General features: G+C 65.2%; 14 protein-coding genes. 9 read left to right on the top strand and 5 right to left on the bottom strand.

Annotation, left to right across the window (positions count from 1 at the left end; all coding sequences use genetic code 11):
* The first annotated feature begins 496 nt into the window (after positions 1–496).
* Positions 497–1,363, top strand: a complete 867-nt coding sequence (locus B7Z66_13290) for a hypothetical protein (protein ID OYV75358.1) — start codon at positions 497–499, stop codon at positions 1,361–1,363.
* On the opposite strand, the gene B7Z66_13285 is transcribed toward B7Z66_13290, so the two are convergent.
* Complete coding sequence (locus tag B7Z66_13285) at positions 1,323–3,182, bottom strand: D-alanyl-D-alanine carboxypeptidase/D-alanyl-D-alanine-endopeptidase (GenBank protein ID OYV75357.1); 1,860 nt, start codon at positions 3,180–3,182, stop codon at positions 1,323–1,325. The genes B7Z66_13290 and B7Z66_13285 overlap by 41 nt on opposite strands.
* Positions 3,183–4,351: 1,169 nt before the next feature.
* Between B7Z66_13285 and B7Z66_13280 the strand changes: the two genes are divergently transcribed.
* Positions 4,352–6,214 (top strand): sodium:proton exchanger, encoded by a 1,863-nt coding sequence (locus B7Z66_13280; GenBank protein OYV75356.1) that lies wholly within the window; start codon positions 4,352–4,354, stop codon positions 6,212–6,214.
* A 13-nt stretch (positions 6,215–6,227) separates the two neighbouring features.
* Here the strand turns inward: B7Z66_13280 and B7Z66_13275 are convergent, their stop codons facing one another.
* Positions 6,228–6,782, bottom strand: a complete 555-nt coding sequence (locus B7Z66_13275; GenBank protein ID OYV75355.1) for an NUDIX hydrolase — start codon at positions 6,780–6,782, stop codon at positions 6,228–6,230.
* A gap of 165 nt (positions 6,783–6,947) precedes the next feature.
* On the opposite strand from B7Z66_13275, the gene B7Z66_13270 reads away from it, so the two are divergent.
* The 4 genes from B7Z66_13270 (at position 6,948) to B7Z66_13255 (ending at position 12,366) form a co-directional block, all read left to right on the top strand.
* Positions 6,948–8,651 (top strand): hypothetical protein, encoded by a 1,704-nt coding sequence (locus B7Z66_13270; protein ID OYV75354.1) that lies wholly within the window; start codon positions 6,948–6,950, stop codon positions 8,649–8,651.
* Positions 8,635–9,363, top strand: a complete 729-nt coding sequence (locus B7Z66_13265) for a hypothetical protein (protein OYV75353.1) — start codon at positions 8,635–8,637, stop codon at positions 9,361–9,363. The genes B7Z66_13270 and B7Z66_13265 overlap by 17 nt, the downstream gene beginning before the upstream one ends.
* Positions 9,364–9,427: 64 nt before the next feature.
* The gene (locus B7Z66_13260; GenBank protein ID OYV75352.1) at positions 9,428–11,122 is read left to right on the top strand and encodes a carboxypeptidase; all 1,695 of its coding nucleotides are present in this window, start codon (positions 9,428–9,430) and stop codon (positions 11,120–11,122) included.
* A gap of 332 nt (positions 11,123–11,454) precedes the next feature.
* Positions 11,455–12,366, top strand: coding sequence for a mechanosensitive ion channel protein MscS (locus B7Z66_13255; protein ID OYV75359.1), 912 nt, complete (start codon positions 11,455–11,457; stop codon positions 12,364–12,366).
* Between the two features lie 46 nt (positions 12,367–12,412).
* Here the strand turns inward: B7Z66_13255 and B7Z66_13250 are convergent, their stop codons facing one another.
* Both B7Z66_13250 and B7Z66_13245 read right to left on the bottom strand, forming a co-directional pair.
* Positions 12,413–13,300 (bottom strand): type II secretion system protein GspC, encoded by an 888-nt coding sequence (locus B7Z66_13250; GenBank protein ID OYV75351.1) that lies wholly within the window; start codon positions 13,298–13,300, stop codon positions 12,413–12,415.
* Between the two features lie 18 nt (positions 13,301–13,318).
* On the bottom strand, positions 13,319–14,584 hold the full coding sequence (locus B7Z66_13245; protein OYV75350.1) for an RNA helicase: 1,266 nt from the start codon (positions 14,582–14,584) through the stop codon (positions 13,319–13,321).
* Between the two features lie 395 nt (positions 14,585–14,979).
* Between B7Z66_13245 and B7Z66_13240 the strand changes: the two genes are divergently transcribed.
* The gene (locus tag B7Z66_13240; GenBank protein OYV75349.1) at positions 14,980–15,306 is read left to right on the top strand and encodes a thioredoxin; all 327 of its coding nucleotides are present in this window, start codon (positions 14,980–14,982) and stop codon (positions 15,304–15,306) included.
* 178 nt (positions 15,307–15,484) lie between these two features.
* Positions 15,485–16,741, top strand: coding sequence for a transcription termination factor Rho (locus B7Z66_13235; protein OYV75348.1), 1,257 nt, complete (start codon positions 15,485–15,487; stop codon positions 16,739–16,741).
* Positions 16,742–16,797: 56 nt separating this feature from the next.
* Here B7Z66_13235 and B7Z66_13230 read toward each other — a convergent pair whose 3' ends face one another.
* Positions 16,798–19,290 carry a glycogen phosphorylase gene (locus tag B7Z66_13230; GenBank protein OYV75347.1) on the bottom strand — a complete coding sequence of 831 codons (2,493 nt, stop codon included), beginning with the start codon at positions 19,288–19,290 and terminating at the stop codon, positions 16,798–16,800.
* 242 nt (positions 19,291–19,532) lie between these two features.
* Between B7Z66_13230 and B7Z66_13225 the strand changes: the two genes are divergently transcribed.
* Positions 19,533–20,344: haloacid dehalogenase (locus B7Z66_13225; GenBank protein OYV75346.1), on the top strand; the 812-nt coding region annotated here is incomplete at its 3' end.

The raw sequence follows: 20,344 nt of genomic DNA, 5'->3' as shown, positions 1-20,344 counted from the left end.
CACTTCCCTGCGTGCGCGGGTCATACGTTCCTCCTTGAACGTCTATGACAAGTTCCACAATAAACCTACTCCCTCACCCCACAGCGGTCAAGATTCGTGAGTGTCCCATTCTTTTCCCATCAGCCCATAGCGGTCAAGATTCGTGGGTGTCCCATTCTTTTCTCTCAGCCCACAGCGGTCAGGATTCGTGGGTGTCCCATTCTTTTCTTCTTTTCCATGAGGGGGCTTTAGTCATGAAGAGACGTTCACAAGTACAATGGCGCGCGCTGTATCAACAGCAGCAGCATAGCGGTCTGAATTCGGCCAGATGTTTTAATTCACATTGTTTGGCCGTGTATTTCCTGAGAGAATCAAGCTTATTTGACGTGTGCAATCCAACCCATTGAATTTCCCTGTGCGGTCGTTCCCTCCAGGGGGCGGCGGCGGGGAGATGGATCCCGCGACGCCGTGGTCCGGTTCCACCGGACCCCCGTAGTCGGGTCCCCACGAGGCAGGTATGGATCTGGTTCCCGCAGGCGCGCTTGGTGCCGGTGCCCTTTCCCTTGGGCTGGGCCTGGATCTGTTCACCGCATTCTGGATCGGGATGCTGCATGGGATCACGCCGGACGAACATACTTGGCCCATCACCTTCAGCTACTCGGTGGGCAGTTACAGCCGCAAGGGTGGCATGCGTGCCGGGTTCCTGTTCTCCGCGACCTTCGCGGTCCAGCGCGCCCTCGCCTGCGAACTGGCGTACTTCGCGCTGCTGGATTTCATCCACCATCCGCGCTGGAATTTTTACATCTACATAATAGTGGGCGCGGTGATGGCGGCGTCCGGCTGGTACACCCTGAGGCGCGGACGTGTACCCCATCTGTTTCACGGTGCCGCGGGGGATGCGGCGGACCCGAAGCCGATCCCCGGCTATATGCCGCTGGTCCATGGGTTCATCGCGGGCTGGGGTACCGGTGGCTTCGCGCTGATCCTCTACACGGTGCTGGCGCCCGCCACCGGTAGTCCATACTTGGCGTTCCTTCCCGGGCTCCTGTTCGGACTCGGGACCATGGTGGCCCAGATGCTGCTAGGGTGGGCTTTCGGTGCCTGGATGGCGCGCCGCCGGCTGCCCGACGCCGCGCGCGCCTATGTGGCCCACCGGGTGGCGGGCCGGACCCTGGCCGGCGGCGGGCTCGCGTTCGTACTGGTAGGTGCCGCGGGGCTCGCCGATCCGGCGATCGGTGCCTGGGGGATTGCCACCGGCCTGAATATCCCCAATCTCTCCCATGTGGATGTGGGGTTCTTTCTGGCCGTGGTCGTGCTGTTCTCGGTGGCGGCGTACGCGTTTATTAGTGCGCTGCGCGAGATCCGCGCGGCAGGGGAGTGCTGATCACGGCCTCTACCGCGGATCGCACGGCGGCCAGTGACGTATCCAGGGGAATGTTCGGGCGCCGCGCCGAACCATTGATGATTGCCGCGAAGGCACCCCAGCCTCCATGCGGGGAACGGAAGTAGCCCGCTACGCCAAATACCGATACCGGTTCCGACAGGGAACCGGTCTTCACGGCGATGCGCGTGCGCCACACCGGGGCGCCCTGGGCCAGCATCGGGACCGGCGTATGGGCGGGCACCGTGAGGGCGCCGAGGAAGGCGGGGAAGTCGCCGGCACGCAAGTACATATGGTTCAGCAGTGCGACCAGATCCCGGGCCGACAACGCGTTGCGCACCGTCAACCCGCTCCCGCTCCAGAACACCGGATGGGCGTCCGCGCCTCCGACGGCGCGGAATGGCCCGCGGGCGTTGATCGCGCCCGCGTATTGTTCCAGCAGCCGCCCGGCGTCCCGCAGATCGACTTGCCGTCGTGGGATCTGCGCCGCCGCCAGATCCAGGGCCAGCGTATCGGCCATGTAGTTGTTGCTGTAGGTCAGCATCTTGCGAAGTTCGATGCCCAGGGGCTCGCCTTCCACCGCGGCTACCCGCTGATTCTGGGGCGCGGGGGGCCGGGATTCGGTACGGATCGTCCCGGTGATGCGCACACCGGCCTGCTGGAGGAACGCCCGGAGCAACTGGCCCGCCTGCCGGTCGGGGTCCGAGACGGAACGATACACCCGCACCACCGGACCGTTGGCCGGAACCCGGCCCGATACCGTCACCACATCGGTGTCACCCTCGGTGCGGCGGGTCACCCGGACGGCGGCCGCGACGTTGGCGGGCCCGGTCTGCACCGCACCGACCAGACGGATCATCGGGATTGCGAAGGGTTCCAGCGCCAGCCGCGCGGGCTCCCCGGGGTGTGCGGCGGGGATCACCGCTACGCTGACGGTGGCATAGTCCACGCCCGCCGCGGACAGGGGTGCGTTGTAGGCGTTGTGGCTGGTGCGCAGTGCATGGCACCGGTCGGCGGCGGTGCAGTTCACCGGCGCGAATCCGGCCGCGTTGATGATCAGATCCCCGTCAACTTCCTGGATCCCGCGTTGCCGAACACCGGCGGCGAGTGACCACAACCCGGCGTTGGTAAGGGAAGGATCCCCGATGCCTTGGAACACCAAGTCGCCCTGGAGCCGGCCGTCGCGTATCGTGCCCCGGCTAGTGAACGCCGTCGTGAAGGTCTTCTCGGCGCCCCAGCGTTCCAGGGCATAAGCGGCGGTGTACAGCTTGGTCAGGGAGGCGGGGACCAGCCGCTGACTCGGGTCGAGGGCGGCCACCACCCGCGGGTGGCCGAGGTCCACCGCCAGGAAGCTTACCCGCGCGCCGGTTCGCTGTAATGCGGCCAGCGTTGCGAGACTCGGTTCGGGGGACGCCGCCACTCCGCGGAACGCGGTGATCGCGCATAACGTCCCCAAGACAACGGTCGCCACCCGACGTCGTGACCGCGGCTGCTGGGTGCCCGCGCCGTTCCACCGTACTTCAGGCGTGCCCACGGAGTTCGTTGCCAATTGCTGCCCCCTCGAATGTGGTCCTGATGTGGTCCTGATGTGGTCCTGATCACGCGCCGCTGTTGCTACCGAGATTGCGCGGCACACGCTAGCGCCGCTGTGCCACGTCGGCCGGCGTGCGAAGGATGTCAGAGGATCCGCGACCCGGCGTGGGCCGGTGGGGAGTGTACGGCGGTTGCGATACGCGGCCAACCCCGCTCCGGATCGGCCCGTGACGGGACCGTGGCACGTCCGGACCCATTGCGCTTGGGCGGGGTACGCGCGCGGCGGCATCCACTGTAGCCGGCTTACCGATGCACCGGTGCCGCCTCGTTGCGAGCGCACCCGACGCCCGCTAGCCTCTATGAGTACTGCGGGTTAGGCCACCGGCTCCGGTGGCGCCCATCCGGAACAAACCGGGCGGTGCGAGCGTAACGCCCGGCGCGTCGGCAACGGGCAGACCGCAGGCCGTCAGGTCTGAAGACCGGCGCGCTCCACGAACCGGAACACGTCCCGGGCGGATGGAAAGGTCCGCGTCATGGGGCGGTCGTTGATGGCGCCGACCCAATAGGCGGGGAGGGCATCGCCCTTGAAGACGGGTCGCGCGACGACGGTATGGCCGTTGATCTTCTTGGAAAGGCTCATGGCGTATGCACCGCTGTCTTTGATCTTCGTTGCGCCAGTCCGGCCTGGGTTGGAACTCCGTTAGATCGGAATCGGCGCAACTGTGGAAGCCTGCGGACACGCACCGTCCCGTACGCGTTCCTCTCGCCTAGTGCACAGCAAATTCGGTGCCATTCACCACTAACAGCAATTATTTCAATAATCTGTAGACCAGGTTCGGGACCGGGACCGGGGTATCGATGGTCCTGGCAGGATCGATTGTAAAAAAGTTCGACACTGGGGCCGCGCCGGAGCGGGCAACATCAGCATAACCAACTGTTTTAGATAATGTAATTGGGTTATTTCCGGATCTGGTTTGAATTCTCCAATCCGCCGACATTCCGTGCTTTACCCGGCTATTACCGTTTAAGCAACTAATATATAAGCGTTTTTACTATTCTCGGGGTGTAAAGAAAATCGACGTATGGGGCTTCAAGTCTCCCGTGCGGGGCAGGACGCCCCGTGTAGCGCCGCGTTTGGGAGCGCCTACAGCGTGCCGCGGACCGGTGCGCCGCAAGGGCCCCTCTTTACTCGCGGGGGCAACACCGCAGACGGCCGGCCTGCGGTCGGTCCGCCGGGAGTTCGCCCAAGGCATCCGGTCACGGCGCGGGGTCGCGTCTATGGCCCGCGCTTTTGGCAAGCTCCGCAACGTGGGACGGGCACTTTGGTGAATTTCGGAATCGGGTCTCCCAGCGTGCAACGCTACGTTGGTGGACCGGCCTGCCGTCGCGGCATGCAGTCGTATTATCACGTATAACGGTGGGCGGATCTCTCCGCTCGGGAGAGGGAGGACGTGTTGCATGGAATCCAACCTGACCTTGGCCCTGGTGCTGGTGGCCACCCTGGGGATTGCCACCCAGTGGCTGGCATGGCGATTCCATCAACCGGCCATCGTGCTGTTACTGGTGGCGGGTTTGCTGGTGGGGCCGGTCCTTGGCTGGCTTCATCCGTCCCAGGACTTCGGCAACCTGCTGCACCCCATCATCCGCCTCGGGGTGGCGATCATCCTGTTCGAGGGAGGGCTCAACCTGCGCCTGCACGAGTTGCGGGAGGCGGCGACCGGGGTGAAGCGATTGGTGTCGGTGGGGGTGGTGTTGAGTTGGGGATTGGGCAGCGCGGCGGCGCACCTGATCGGCGGGTTGTCGTGGCCCGTGGCGTTGGTGTTCGGGGCCATCACCGTGGTGACCGGTCCCACGGTGATCATGCCGATGCTGCGCCAGGCGCGGCTCAACCGGCGTCCGGCCTCCTACCTGAAGTGGGAGGGCATCATCAATGACCCGGTCGGCGCGCTGCTGGCGGTGGTGGTATTCCAATACTTCATTTCGACGGAGGCGAACGCGGGGTTCTCCCGGGTGATGGCGGGCCTGGCCGTGGCCCTGGTGGCCGCTGCACTGTTGGGGGTTGGGACCGGCCAGTTACTGGGGGCCGCGTTTCGCCGTGGTTATGTGCCCGAGTTCCTCAAGGGGCCGGTCCTGTTCGCGGCCGTGCTGCTGATCTACATCGTCGCCAATCTGGTCCAGAACGAAGCCGGGTTGATGGCGGCAACGGTGTTCGGGATCAGCATGGGCAACCAGCGCCTGGCGGCGATCAACGAGATCCGGCGTTACAAGGAATACATGACGGTGCTGCTGGTCTCGGGGGTGTTCATCATCCTCACGGCGGACCTCGATCCGGGGGTGCTGGCGCAGCTCGACTGGCGCAGTGGGGCGTTGCTGGCGGCGCTGGTCTTTCTGGTGCGCCCCACGGTGGTGTTGTTGGCCACCTGGGGTGCCGGCATGAGCTGGCAGGAACGTGCGCTGGTGGCGTGGATCGCGCCGCGGGGGATCGTCGCCGCGGCGGTGGCCGCGGTGTTCGCCCCGGAAATGGTGGCCCATGGCTACGCCGATGCCAGCGTGCTGGTGCCGCTGGTGTTCTCTCTGATCCTGATCACGGTGGTGCTGCACGGGCTGAGTATCCACCGGCTCGCGCTGTGGCTGGGACTCGCCTCCACCCGTCGCAACGGCATCCTCATCGTCGGTGCCTCACCCTGGACGGTGGAGTTGGCGCGCGTGCTCCAAGATCTGAAGGTTCCAGTGCTGATCGTGGACCAGTCCTGGGACCGCCTGAAGCCGGCACGGTTGTCGGGCCTGCGAGTGTCTTTCGGCGAGATCCTGTCGGAGAGTTCCGAGGAGTCCCTGGAGCTCAACGATATCGGCTATCTGCTGGCCTCGAGTTACAACGACGCCTATAACGCCCTGGTCTGCACCCGGTTCGCGCCGGAGCTGGGCCGCAACCGCGTGTTTCAGCTGCGCCTCCACGCCCGTGACGAGGACGATCCGCGCGCCCTGGTGCATACCATGCGGGGGCAGGTGGTGTTCGACGAGCAGGCGACTTACGATGAATTGATGCGCCGCCACTACCAGGGTTGGCGGTTCCAGAAGACGCGCCTCACCGAGGCCTACGGCTACGAGGACTTCCGCCGCGACTGTCCGGCGGATGCGCTGCACATGGTAGTGGTGCGGGACAACGGGGATGTGGTGTTCCAATCGCCGAAGACGCCCGTGAAACCCCGAACCGGGGACGCGGTGGTGTGTTTTCTCAAGGAACCGGAGCCGCTGCAACTGCGCCCTGATACCGGGTTACCGGGCAAACTGCCGGCCGATCCCAAGGTCGCGGAGTCGTGAGCTGCCGCGACCCTCAGCGCCGCGGCGTCGGTCCAGGCTCCGGGTGGATGTCTCCCGTGTGGACCTGATAATTACCGCGCTGCCGGTCGGCGCAGTAGCGGCGCAGGGTCTCCCGGACCACCGGGAATGCCAAGCGGTCCCAGGGGATGTCGCGTTCCTCGAACAGCGCCACCTCCAAGCTCTCGGCGCCGGCGGCGAATTCCGGGACCGCCAGTTCGCCGCGGAACATCAGGTAGACTTGGCTGATGTGCGGGATGCTGAACAGGGCGAAGAACTGGGTGATCTGCACCACCGCGCGTGCCTCCTCCAGGGTCTCGCGGGCGGCGGCCGCGGCGCTGGTCTCGCCGTTTTCCATGAACCCCGCGGGCAGTGTCCACAAGCCATAACGCGGCTCGATGGCGCGCCGGCACAGCAGCACGCGGTCCCGCCATTCCGGGATGCATCCGGCGACAATCTTCGGGTTCTGGTAGTGGATCGTCTGACAGTGGTCGCAGATGTAGCGCGGCAGATTGTCCCCCGCGGGGACGCGCCGTTGCACCGGGGCGCCACACTGGCTGCAGAATCTCATCGGTCGTGCCGCTGGGTAGGGACTCGGAGCGAACCAGGAAGGGTCATAGTGGGCGACCTTAACAAAAAATATCGAACCTGCCCAGGTGGGCGGTGCGCGCGCCGGTAGCCGGCCCGCAAGGCTTGGACTATGATCGTGTACGGCACACGCTGACCCGGTAACTCCATGTACACGGAATATTTCGGCCTGCGCGAACAACCGTTCTCGCTGACGCCGGATCCCCACTTCCTCTATCTGAGCGCGCGGCACCGGGAGGCGTTGGCGCACTTGGTGTTCGGGGTCGAGCAGGGCGGGGGCTTCGTGCAGCTCACCGGCGAGGTGGGCACCGGCAAGACCACGTTGTGCCGGTCCCTGCTGGAGCAGCTTTCGGACCGCGTCGACGCGGCGCTGGTGTTGAGCCCGCGGATGTCGGCGGGGGAACTGCTGGCGGCGGTGTGCGATGAGCTGAATATTCCTTATGACTCGAAAGCCACCTCGCCAAAACCCCTGGTGGATGCGATCAACCAGCATTTACTGACGGCCCACGCACAGGGCAGGCGCACAGTGGTGATCATCGATGAGGCCCAGAATCTCACCCCCGATGTGCTCGAGCAGGTGCGGTTGCTGACCAACCTGGAGACCGCCAAGCATAAGCTGCTCCAGGTGATTCTGGTCGGCCAGCCCGAGCTGCGCGACCTGCTGGCGCGCAGTGATCTGCGGCAACTCGCCCAGCGCATCACCGCGCGCTATCACCTCACCCCGCTCAACCTGCGCGAGACCGCTGCTTATATCCAGCACCGTCTGGCGGTGAGCGGTGCTTGGCGCTCGTTGTTCACCGACGGTGCCCAACGGCGCGTGCACCGGGTGACGGGGGGCGTACCGCGATTGATCAATGCGGTTTGCGACCGTGCGTTGCTGGGTGCGTACTCGCAGGAGCAGCAGCAGATCGACGCACGCTTGGTACGCGCGGCGGCGGCACAGGTCCTGGGACCCGGCGTGAGTCCCGGGCGGCGCTCGGTGCACCGGGCGCGATGGCTGGCGGCCAGCGGGCTGCTGGTGCTCATGGTGCTGGCGGCTTGGTGGCTGCACGGACACCCCGTGCGGGCGTGGCGCGCTCAGGCGCAACAGGTCGTGGAGCATGTGGAGGCCGCGCTGCGGGGCCCGGCGCGACCGCGCACTGCGCAACCGGCGGCGCCCGCCGGCACGGGCGTGGTGCGGGACGCCGCGGGCACGCGGTTCGCTCAGATCCTGGCCCAGCCGCCCAGCCCCGGGGAGGACCAGGCGGCATTCGTGTCCCTGTTTCATGAGTGGGGCCTGCACTATCGGGCCCTACCCGGGGATACCGCCTGCGAGCGTGCCCAGGGCGCCGGTCTGCGCTGCCTGTACCGCTCCGGTAATTGGAGCCGTCTGCGGCGCTATGACCGGCCGGCGATCCTGGCGCTCACGGGTCCCGGCGGCTATCGTCACCAGGGGGTGCTGATGGCCCTCACCGGTGATCAGGTCACCCTGCAGTTGGGAGGCCGCGCCTTGGAGATCCCCCAGGCAGTGGTGGGCCGATATTGGTATGGAGACTATCTGCTGTTGTGGAAGCCACCCTTGGGCACCACCCTGATCCTGCCGGGCACCCGGGGACCGGCAGTCGAGTGGTTGCGTGACCACCTGGGGCAGGCGGATGGAACCCCGCTTCAGGGGTCGGAACCGGGTTTCTTCGATGATACTCTCAAGAGCCGCCTGCTGGCGTTCCAGCTTCACCATGGGCTGCGCTCCACCGGGACCGCTGACGTGGACACACTGATTCTGTTGAATACCCTGACTGGTAATTCCGACCTGCCGCGGCTGGATTCCACCGCGACCTACGCCTCCGAGGGCCCCCATGTCGTACATCCTTGAGGCACTTAAAAAGTCGGAACGGGCGCGCGGCCAGGGCGCGGTCTCGCCACTCACCATCGATCTGCGCACCGCCGCGCCCGCGACCCTGCGCCGTCCCTGGGGCCCGTGGGCCGCGGGCGCGGCGGCCGGGATCGTCGTCGCCGTGGCATCGGCGTGGTGGATCCTGCACGAACGGAGCCCGGTCCCCGCTCCGGCGCTAGCGCCGGGACCGGCCGTGTCGGGGTCCATCGCCCGCGCCCCGGCGCCGCTGACCCCGCCTTCAGTCTCGAAGCCCCAGGTGACGAAGCCGAGCGGAACGCGGCCGGTACCCGCGTCACCCGCGCCGTCGCCCTCGGTGACGCCCGCGCCTTCCGCGGCGGCGCCGGTCGTGCCCACCGCGCCGCCGGTTCGCGCGCCAGCCTCCCTGGCGGGCCAAGCCCGCACCGCGCAGACGCACCAGCCGCTGGCGCCGCCGGAGTACACTGCAACCCGTCCCCAGGAGCCGGTGCCACGCCTCGATCAGCTTCCGCCCAGCTTTCGTGCCTCACTGCCCCCACTTCACATGGATGTCCATGTCTATTCTCCGGATCGCGCACTGCGTTTCGTACTGATCAATCTGCACAAGTACCGGGAGGGGCAGCGCCTGCCGGGGGGCGAGGTGCTGGAGGAGATTACCCCGGACGGCATTATCTTGCGGTATCAGGGCCGTCGTTTCCTCGTGCCGCGGCCATGATCACCGGCGCGAGCGGTCCCCCGCCCCGTCCACCCGCAGTGCGTGGCGTGCAGTGGAGTTCGCGGTGACGTCCGCTACTGCGGCGGACCGTTATTATCGTTATGCGGAGCTGACGGCGTGGCTTCAGGAGCTGCAACGCCGGTTTCCGCAACTGGTACGTTTGGAGGCCATCGGCCGTAGCCATGAGGGCCGGGAGATCTGGCTCGTCACCGTGTGCGCGGCCAGCGGCGGCGCGCCCGGGGACCGGCCTGCCCTCTGGGTGGACGGCAATGTGCATGCCACGGAGCTGGCGGCTTCCAGCGCCTGTTTGTACCTGCTCCACGCCCTTGCCGAGGGCTACGGTTCCGACCCGGACATCACCCGCTGTCTCGATACCCGCACGTTCTACGTCTGTCCGCGGCTCAATCCTGACGGCGCTGAATGGGCCCTGGCGGAGCACCCGAAGCTGATCCGATCCAGTACCCGCCCCTACCCCTACGACGAGGCACCCGCGCAGGGGCTCGTATCCGAAGACATGGACGGGGACGGCCGTATCCTGACCATGCGCATCCCGGATCCCAACGGGCCGTGGAAGGTCTGCCCCCAGGAACCGCGCTTGCTGGTGCGACGCGAGCCGGCGGAGACCGGCGGACGGTATTTCCGGCTGATGCCGGAGGGTCGCGTAGAAGGTTACGACGGGGTGTCCCTGGCCGTCGCCCCGCCCCGGGAGGGTTTGGATCTCAACCGCAATTATCCCGGCCACTGGCGTCCGGAGCCGGATCAGAAGGGTGCCGGGCCGTACCCCACGTCGGAACCTGAGGTGCGCGCCGCAGTGGATTTCATCGTGGGACATCCCAACATCACCGGGGCGGTGGCCTTCCATACATTCAGCGGCGTGGTGTTGCGCCCTTATTCCCATCAGGATGACCAAGCGTTGCCCGCCGAGGACCTGTGGACCTATCAGAAGATCGGGGCCAAGGCCACGGAACTCACCGGGTATCCGGCGATCTCGGTGTTCCACGAGTTCCGGTATCACCCGAAGGAGGTCATCACCGGTGCATTCGATGATTGGATGTACGAGCATCTCGGCGTATACGCGTGGACGGTGGAACTGTGGAGCCCCCAGCGTCAGGCGGGCATCCGGGACTACAAGTACATCGACTGGTTCCGGGAACATCCCCTGGAGGACGATCTGCGGTTGTTGCATTGGAACGATGAGGCCCTCGATGGCAGAGGCTACGTCGACTGGTATCCCTATGCGCATCCTCAACTCGGGCCCGTGGAGCTGGGGGGCTGGGATTATCTGTACACGTTCCGCAATCCGCCACCGGCATTGCTGGAGCGCGAGGTAGCGCCGTTCGCCGGCTGGCTGGTGTGGCATTTATTGATCGCCCCGCGCCTGGAGATCCTCGAGGCTGGCGTGATCCCCGTGGGCAAAGACGTCTATCGGGTGCGTCTGGTGGTGCACAACACCGGTTGGTTGCCCACCTGCGTCACCCGGCACGCGCGGGATCGAAAACTGGTGCGCGGCGTGGTCTGCGAGATCCACCTCCCGGATGGGGCCGGTCTGGTGGAAGGCCTGCGGCGGGTGGAAGGGGGCCAGCTGGAGGGCCGCGCGTACAAGCCCTCCGCGCCGAGTGACTGGAGCGCCGACCCCACCGAAGACCGCACCAAGGTGGAATGGCTGGTGCGCGCGCCGCCCGGCGCGGCGCTGCGGCTGACGGCCCGCCATCCGCGCGCCGGGTGTGCTGAGGTCACGGTCGCGGTTGCGACGGATTGAACCCGTTTTCCGGCCGGCGGTGGAACCCTGCCCGCGCTTGAGATTCGGGATGTGGGGCACGCTCGCGCAAGGCGGCGGACGTGGTGTGCTATGGTAGGGGTCCCGGGCCAGGGGGGAAGACCGCCCGCGGGAACGTGCCTGCGGGGTTGTCGCTGCGGCGGCGGCGAACGCGGAATACCCTGTGCGGGCGGGCTTGATCTGTAGTACCGCCACTTCCTTGTCTGTTCCCGTACGTCCGTTGCGCCGCTGGTGCCCCGTATCTTGCCGATACGCCCACGGGCACTGCAGCGCGGCGGATCCGAATTCCCTGAAAGGAGCCTCGCATGGACCAGATGCATCAATTGACTGAATATTTTGCCGGCCTGGATTGGGTTGCCATCGGCGGTGCGGTGTTCCGCATGCTGCTCATCCTGGTAGTGGCCCAGGTGTTGGTGACCCTGTTGGGTAAGGTGTTCCGGCGCCTGGAGGATCAGTTCACGCGCCGCGCGGAGGCCGCGGGCGAGGGTGCCGGCGAGGCGAAGAAGCGCGCCGAGACCCTGGTGCGCCTGTTGCGTCAGGGTGCCTTGCTCCTGGTCTGGGTCGTGACCGGCCTGGTGTTGCTCGGCCAGTTCGGAATCAACATCGGCCCGGTCCTGGCCAGCGCCGGTGTCGCGGGGCTGGCGGTGGGCTTCGGTGCCCAGAATCTGGTGCGCGATGTGATCTCCGGTTTCTTCATCATCCTGGAGAATCAAGTCCGGGTGGGGGACGTGGCGGTGGTCAACGGCACCGGCGGTCTGATGGAGGCGATCAATTTCCGCACCCTGGTGCTGCGCGATCTGTCCGGTACCGTCCATATCTTTCCCAATGGCGCCATCAACAGTTTGTCGAACCTGACCAATGAATGGTCGGCCTACGTGTTCGATATCGGCGTGGCCTACAAGGAAGACACCGACCGGGTAGTGGAGGTGCTGGGGCACGTGGCCAAGGAACTGCGCGACGACGACTACTTCGGCCCCTTGCTGGTGGACGACGTGGAGATCTTCGGCGTGGATAAGTTCGACGATTCCGCGGTGGTGATCAAGGGCCGGATCCGCACCAAGCCCATCAAGCAGTGGGAGGTGGGGCGTCAGTTCCTGCGGCGCGTGAAGAAGGCCTTCGACCGGGAGGGTATCGAGATCCCGTTCCCGCACCGGTCGCTGTATGTGGGCGAGGCCACCAAGCCGCTGGCGGTACAGCTGCTGCAGGCGGCGGGTCGTCCCGCGTAGCGGGTTGTCCCTGCGGGCGGCTTCCGGGTGGGAGCCGGGGCGGAAGCTATTGGTTCAGATTGATCGCGAGGGTCTGCGGCGCGCCGTTACGCTGCAGGGACACTTCGATGTTGTTTGCGGTACGCAGCTTGCTGAGCACCTCGATACCGTTGCGCGGATCATTGAGGGCGATCCCGTTTACGGAGGTAATGAGGTCGCCGGGGTGCAGCCCGAGGCGCGTGAACAGGGCGCGGTCCTGGCTGGGATAGACCCGGAAGCCAAGAAACTGTCCCCCCTGGCGGGCCGGGACCAGACGCAGGAGCTGGAAGATGGACTGGGGATTGCGTACCAGCTGGTCCCGGTAGGCGCGCAGCTCCTGGGCCACGCCGGCGTCGGATGCCGCTGGCTGGAACGCGCTGGAGGGGCTGATCCCCACGACCGATTGATCCTGGGGCAGGCGCAGGGTCTCGTAGTGACCGTTGCGTTCCAGGAGCACCCGGTCCGGGTAGATCTCCTTGAGGATCGCATTGCCCGGGAGGAGGTCTCCGACCCGGTAGGGTTTCTGATCGACGTTGGGGGCGGAGATGATGGCGCGCGCCGCCTGCGCGTCGGTGGCTGCCAATACCCCCTGGAGTACCAGCTGCAGGGTGGTTTCCGGCGCGTTCACGGCGTTCGCGCGCGCCTGGTTCGGCAGCGCCACACCGAACAGGTGCAGGGCGGCGATCTCCGCGACGGAGGGCAGCCCGGTGGCTCCGGGGGCGGGGCTGGAGACGATGGGATTGGCTGCTGGCGGCGGTCCCGGACGGGGCGCGGGAACCATGAGCCAAGTGGTGACCGCCAGCCCGTGGGCGATGGTCAGCACCAGCAGCGTGTTCAGCACGAGGCGCAAACGCCGCGCCTCCTGCAACCGGCGCAGCAGGTCCAGCAGGGTCTCGTTCCAGGGGACGGAGATCACGGCCGGCCGGGGCGGTCCCTAGGCGGAGGAGGTCGGCGTCCGGCGCCGGCCTCGACGCTGGGGTCGCGGCTCGTCCCCGGGGTGGTGCTCGCGGCGCGCCGGCGGCGCCGGCGTTACCAGCATCCCGGGGTCCACGGGTTCGGAGGGAATCTTCTGGCCAATGTACGCCTCGATGTCTGGGAGGGAATAGGCGTAGCGTTCACAGGCGAAACTGATGGCGTCGCCTTCGGCGCCCAGCCGCGCGGTGCGTCCGATGCGATGCACGTAATCCTCCGCGTCCTGGGGAAGATCGAAGTTGAACACATGGCTCACGCCCGGGATGTGTAATCCCCGGGCTGCCACATCGGTGGCTACCAGGATCGGCAGCTTGCCTCCCAGAAAACCCGCCAACAGGTGCTGGCGTTTCTGCTGGGGCACGTCGCCGGAGAGCACCGCCGAGCGGAAGCCGTTGGCGTCCAGGTAGCGTGTCACGCGCTCGGCATCCCGTTTGGTGTTGACGAACACCATGGTGCGTAGGGGATTCATGTGTCCGAGCAGGCCGAGGAGCAACGGGATCTTGTCCTCATTGGCCGTGTAGTAGATCTTCTGCCGCACTTGGTCTACGGTGAGCTTCTCAGGTTCCACCTGAACCAGCTGCGGGTTGTTCATGTGCTCGTAGGCCAGCTCCAGGACCCGGTAGGAGAGGGTGGCGGAGAACAGCAGGCTCAGACGCTGTTCCGGAATGGGACAGCGGCGCAGCAGAAAACGGATGTCGCGGATGAAGCCCAGGTCGAACATCCGATCGGCCTCGTCCAGCACCACCACCTGGGCCTGCTTCAAGTTGAATACATGCTGCTTGAAGTAATCGATGATGCGCCCGGGGGTCCCGATCAGCACGTCGACGCCCGCTTGCAGTGTCTCGCGCTGGCTCTCGTAGCCCGTCCCTCCGTAGGCGAGGGCGAGGCGCAGGCCGGTGTGGCGCCCGAGGATCTCCGCGTCCCGGTGGATCTGGATGGCCAGTTCGCGGGTCGGGGCAAGGATCAGGGCGCGGGGCTGGGATGGCCCCGGCTCTGGATTCCGTGGATGGCGCGCCAAGTGGCACAGCATCGCGACCAGGAACGCGGCAGTCTTGCCGGTCCCGGTCTGGGCCTGGCCGGCCACATCCTGTCCACTCAGCGCCAGGGGCAGGGTATTGGATTGGATCGGAGTGCAGTATGTAAATCCAGCCCCATCAATGCCTTGCATTACTTCCGCCGGCAGATCGAAACTGGAGAACGAGACGTCCGTCAATGGGTTCTGGCTCATGGATTATAGGATACCGCAACTGAGGGGCTGGGTGGACTTGAAAAACCGGCGGCTTTAGGCTGAAATGGATGGTGTTACCATAGTCCTTAGTAGAAACCCCGTCCAGCGCCCGCATCCACCGGGCTGTCGATCCCTTCGGACATAGGCTCATTGCAGACACGGGGCCGTCGGAGTAACCCGGGACTCAAAGAATCGAGGTTCGCGGCTACACGCGGTTCTTTAAAGTAGGGTTCCGGTTGCGTATGTCACCGGCCCGGGACGGCGTGGCGCGTTTGCGGAATGTCGTTTCCAAATCCCTGTGGCCACTGGGCCGCATGTGCTTGGCTTGGCGGTTGGTGCATGCCGTTCGAGATCGTATCGTTAGATAAAGAGCAACGCATTCTGGAGGCAGAAACGTGAGTGACAACATCGTGTACGTGACCGACGACAGCTTCGAGAGCGACGTTCTCAAATCGGCTACGCCGGTGCTGGTGGACTACTGGGCCGACTGGTGCGGACCGTGTAAGATGATCGCCCCGATTCTTGACGAGATCGCACAGGAATACGCCGGCAAGCTGCGGATCGCCAAGCTCAATATCGATGAGAACCCCGCGACTCCACCTAAGTACGGCATCCGTGGCATACCCACCCTGATGTTATTCAAGGATGGCAACGTGGAGGCCACCAAGGTCGGCGCAGTTTCCAAGTCACAACTGGCGGCGTTCCTGGACAGCAATCTGTGACGCGGGTGCGTCATGTAAAACTGTGGATTCGTCCCGGACAAGGTGGTAAGGTTGGACCAACAAGAGTAACCGGTCCGGCCCCCGCCGGTCCGGCAGTACCCCAAGCCATTGCACGAACGACCCCGATCTTATCGTTCTTCCTTCCACCCTCCTGACTTTGGTCGGATAGCCCTCGAACATGAATCTCACGGAACTCAAGCAGAAATCCGCGTCGGAATTGATTGATCTCGCCCAGTCCCTTGGCATCGAGGGGATGGCGCGCTCCCGGAAACAGGACGTGATTTTCGCGATCCTGAAGGCGCAGTCGAAGAACGGTGAAGACATCTCCGGAGACGGAGCCCTGGAGATCCTGCAAGATGGTTTCGGGTTCCTGCGCTCCGCGGACAGTTCCTATCTAGCGGGACCGGACGACATCTACGTCTCCCCCAGCCAGATCCGCCGCTTTAGCCTGCGTACCGGCGACACCGTCTCCGGGACCATCCGCCCCCCTAAGGAAGGGGAGCGCTACTTCGCGATGCTCAAGGTCAGCCAGATCAACTTCGAGCCACCCGAGAACGCGAAGAACAAGGTCCTGTTCGAGAATCTGACGCCCCTGCACGCTACCGACCGGATGTCGTTGGAGCGCGGCAACGGCAGTACCGAGGACATCACTGCCCGCATCATCGATCTGATTTCCCCGATCGGCAAGGGCCAGCGCGGCCTGGTGGTCTCTCCGCCCAAGGCAGGCAAGACCATGATGTTGCAGAACATCGCGCAGTCCATCGTCGCCAACCATCCGGAAATCCACCTCATGGTGCTGTTGATCGATGAGCGGCCGGAAGAGGTGACCGAGATGCAACGCTCGGTGCGCGGGGAGGTGATCTCCAGCACCTTTGACGAGCCCGCCACCCGTCATGTCCAGGTGGCGGAGATGGTGATCGAGAAGGCCAAGCGCCTGGTGGAACACAAAATGGACGTGGTGATCCTCCTGGATTCCATCACGCGCTTGGCGCGGGCCTACAATACCGTGGTGCCGGCATCCGGCAAGGTGTTGACCGGCGGCGTCGATGCCAACGCCCTGCAGCGCCCGAAGCGCTTCTTCGGCGCGGCGCGCAATATCGAGGAAGGCGGCAGCCTGACCATCCTTGCCACCGCGCTGATCGACACCGGTTCGCGCATGGACGACGTGATCTACGAGGAGTTCAAGGGCACCGGCAACATGGAGATCCATCTGGATCGCCGGATCGCGGAGAAGCGCATCTACCCCGCGATCAATATCAATCGTTCCGGTACCCGCCGCGAGGAACTGCTGACCAATCCGGAGGAGCTGCAGAAGATGTGGATACTGCGCAAGCTCCTGCATCCCATGGACGAACTGGCCGCCATGGAGTTCGTGCTGGACAAGCTCAAGGCGACGAAGACCAATGCCGAGTTCTTCGACTCGATGAAGCGGTAATCGGCGTTGGGGAGCTGGATCCCGCTGGTCCCGGCATTGTGTGCTCGGCGGCAGCTTTATTCGTGTGCCACCGGATGTACGTTCCACACCTTTTTCGCGTAATCCTGCACGGTACGGTCGCTGGAGAACCGTTCCATGGCCGCCACGTTGAGGATCGCCCATCGGGTCCACTCCGGTGGGTCCCGGTACAGGGCATCCACCTGCCGCTGGATCTCCAGATAGGAATCGAAGTCGGCGAGCACCAGGTACGGGTCACCGCCGGTCGTGAGTGAATGGATCACCGCCCGGAAGCGCTCCGGCTGGTCGGGCGAGAAGAACCCCGATCCGATCATGTCCAGGGTGCGGCGCAATTCCGGGCTCCGCGACACATAGTCGTCCGGACGATAGCCCTGGCGTTTCAGCGCCGCGACCTCTTCGCTGCGGTGACCAAAGATGAAGATATGGTCCGCGCCGACTTCCTCGCGGATTTCCACGTTGGCGCCATCCAGGGTGCCGATGGTCAAGGCCCCGTTCAGGGCCAGCTTCATGTTGCCGGTGCCGGACGCCTCCGTGCCGGCGGTGGAGATCTGTTCGGAAAGCTCCGCGGCGGGGATGATGTCCTCGGCAGTGCTCACGTCGTAGTTCGGAATGTACACGATCTTCAGGATCCCGCGCACCGCCGGGTCCTGGTTGATTACGTCCGCCACGTCGTGGATCAGCTTGATGATGAGCTTCGCCATCCGGTAGCCGGGGGCGGCCTTCCCGCTGAAGATCACCGTGCGGGCGATCCGGTCGGACTGCGGGTTGTCACGCACCTGATTGTACAGCGCGATCACGTGCAGGATATTTAAGAGCTGGCGTTTGTATTCGTGTATCCGCTTGACCTGCACGTCGAACAGGGACGCAGTGTCCACCACCACACCCAAATGCCGCTCGATCAGCTGCGCCAGCCGGGTCTTGTTGGCGAGCTTCACGGCGCGGAACTCATCCTGGAACTGCGAGTCGGCGGCCAGATCCTTCAGCCTGCGGAGTTGGCCGAGGTCGGTGATCCACCCGCGGCCTATTCGTCCGATCAGAAGCTGTGCGAGCGCCGGGTTGGTGTGGTGCAGCCATCGCCGCGGTGTCACACCGTTGGTGATGTTGACGATCTTGTTCGGGAAGAACTGCTCGAAATCGGAAAATATGGTGTCCTTCATGAGGTGAGTGTGGATTCTGGACACGCCATTGACCCGATGGCTGCCCACCGTGGCGAGATGTGCCATCCGCACGCTGCGCTCGCCGCCCTCGTCGACCAGGGACATGCGCCGCATGCGTTCGGTATCCCCGGGCCAGCGGTGTGCCACCTGATGCAGGAAGCGCCGGTTGATCTCGTAGATGATCTGCAGATGCCGTGGCAGCACGGTTGCCAGCAGCGACACGGGCCAAGTTTCCAGGGCCTCTGGCATCAGCGTGTGGTTGGTGTAGGCGAATACCCGGGTGGTGATGTCCCAGGCGCGGTCCCATTCCAGCCGGTGCAGATCCACCAGCACCCGCATCAGCTCGGGAACGGCGATGGACGGGTGGGTATCGTTCAATTGGATGACCACCTTGTCCGGCAGTTGATCCAGATTGTCGTGATGTTTCAGGAAGCGGCGCAGGATATCCTGCAGGGATGCACAGACAAAGAAGTACTCCTGTTTGAGTCGCAGTTCCCGGCCGATGGTGCTGGTGTCGTCGGGATACAGCACCCGGGAGAGATTCTCGGACTCGGTTTGGGTTTCCAGGGCACGGATATAGTCCCCTTCGTTGAAATACTGGAGGTTGAAGTCGCGCGACGACCGTGCCGACCACAGGCGCAGGTTGTTGACGGTGTTGGTCTGATAGCCGGGGATCGGCGTGTCGTAGGCCAAGGCCATCACCTCTTCGGTGTTGACCCAGTGGTTCCACATACGGCCTTGTTCGTCCGTCAGCTCCACCGCCTGGCCGTAGAATTTTACCGGGTATAGCACCTCGGGGCGGGGAAATTCCCAGGGGTTTCCGTAGCGCAACCAGTTCTCCGGATGCTCCACCTGATAGCCATCCTCGAATCCCTGCTTGAACAAGCCGTACTCGTAGCGGATGCCGTAGCCGTAGCCCGGCAGGCGCAGCGTGGCCATGGAGTCCAGTATGCAGGCGGCGAGACGCCCAAGGCCGCCGTTCCCCAGGGCGGCGTCGGATTCCATGTCCTGCAGTCGTTCGAGGTCCAGGCCCACGTCCGCAAGCGCGCTGCGACATTCATCGTGGAAGTCCATGTTCAGCAAGCTGTTGGAGAGGGTGCGGCCGATGAGGAACTCCAGGGAGAGGTAGTACACGCGTTTGACGTCGCCGTGATAACAGGCCCGCTGGGTCTCCATCCAGCGTTCGATCAGGCGGTCCCGGATCAGGTAGGCCACCGTGTGGAACCAGTCCCGGTCCGTGGCGGTGTAGGGATCCTTGCCCACCGAGTAGATCAACCGGTTGGCCAGGGAGCGCTTGATGGAGGCGCTGTCCAGGCCGAGGTAGTCGTGCTTCAGGACTCCGCGTGGGCCGGAGGGTTTCTGGGTCATGAACATTCTCCCGGGCAGCATCTGCGACACGCAGGGGGTGCGTGCGTGGCATGGGCCCACTTCCTCGGTGCACGATGCCACCGAGGATTCATCATACTATTTCCGGGGCCACAACATACCGAGGGCGCCCGCCGTGGGCGGCGGTGGACGCGCGGAAGTCGGTTTGTTGGCACGTGCCGCGGAAGGCGGGTGCTATACTCGGGCCCGGTCGGCCGGCCAAACCGCCGGCCAGAAGCGCGGGTGGCGGGATGAAGGTGCTGTTGTGTTGTGACCTGGACCGCACCCTGTTGCCCAACGGGGTGCCGGAGGAGTCTCCCCAGGCCCGGCCGCTGTTGCGGCGCATCGCGCGGCGCGCGGAATTGACCCTGGCCTACGTCAGCGGACGTCGCCTGGAGCTGTTGCAGGCCGCGATCCGGGACTACGGGCTTCCGCTGCCGGCCTATGCCGCGGGCGACGTGGGGAGCACCTTGTACCAGGTGCGCGCTGGCGCGTGGCACCCATGGGTCGCGTGGGAGCGCGCGATCGCGCCGGATTGGAACGGGTACGGGCATGACGACCTCGCCCGGGTATTCGCGGACCTGGATCCTTTGGTGCTCCAGGAGCCGGAGCAGCAGAACCGGTTCAAGCTCAGTTTCTACGTTGCGCTGAACGTGGAGCGCGACGCGCTGTGCGCGGAGATGCACCGCCGCCTTGCGGACCGGGGCGTGCGCGCCAGCGTGACCTGGAGTGTGGACGAGGCGCGCGGCTGCGGCCTGCTGGACGTGCTTCCGGAGCGCGCCACCAAGCTGCACGCGGTGCGCTTTCTGATGGAACGCGCGGGATACGATGAGGCGTCCACCGTGTTCGCCGGGGACAGCGGCAACGATCTTGCGGCGCTGACCGGCGGGCTGCAGGCGGTGCTGGTGGCCAACGCGGCGCCGGATGTGCGCCGGGAGGCGTTGCGGATCGCGCAGGCCGCCGGCACCGCCGATCGCCTGTATCTGGCCCGTGGCGGTTTTCTGGGCATGAACGGCTGTTACGGGGCGGGCGTGCTGGAGGGGCTGGTGCATTTCCTGCCTGC

The organism is Chromatiales bacterium 21-64-14 (genome assembly GCA_002255365.1).
Lineage (GTDB): Bacteria > Pseudomonadota > Gammaproteobacteria > 21-64-14 > 21-64-14 > 21-64-14.
This window is presented reverse-complemented; position numbering and strand designations above follow the sequence as displayed.

Coding starts and splice junctions, on each gene's coding strand:
- B7Z66_13290 (OYV75358.1), top strand. CDS start 497: ATGGATCTGGTTCCCGCAGGCGCGCTTGGTGCCGGTGCCCTTTCCCTT.
- B7Z66_13285 (OYV75357.1), bottom strand. CDS start 3,182: ATGCCGCCGCGCGCGTACCCCGCCCAAGCGCAATGGGTCCGGACGTGC.
- B7Z66_13280 (OYV75356.1), top strand. CDS start 4,352: ATGGAATCCAACCTGACCTTGGCCCTGGTGCTGGTGGCCACCCTGGGG.
- B7Z66_13275 (OYV75355.1), bottom strand. CDS start 6,782: ATGAGATTCTGCAGCCAGTGTGGCGCCCCGGTGCAACGGCGCGTCCCC.
- B7Z66_13270 (OYV75354.1), top strand. CDS start 6,948: ATGTACACGGAATATTTCGGCCTGCGCGAACAACCGTTCTCGCTGACG.
- B7Z66_13265 (OYV75353.1), top strand. CDS start 8,635: ATGTCGTACATCCTTGAGGCACTTAAAAAGTCGGAACGGGCGCGCGGC.
- B7Z66_13255 (OYV75359.1), top strand. CDS start 11,455: ATGCATCAATTGACTGAATATTTTGCCGGCCTGGATTGGGTTGCCATC.
- B7Z66_13245 (OYV75350.1), bottom strand. CDS start 14,584: ATGAGCCAGAACCCATTGACGGACGTCTCGTTCTCCAGTTTCGATCTG.
- B7Z66_13235 (OYV75348.1), top strand. CDS start 15,485: ATGAATCTCACGGAACTCAAGCAGAAATCCGCGTCGGAATTGATTGAT.
- B7Z66_13230 (OYV75347.1), bottom strand. CDS start 19,290: ATGTTCATGACCCAGAAACCCTCCGGCCCACGCGGAGTCCTGAAGCAC.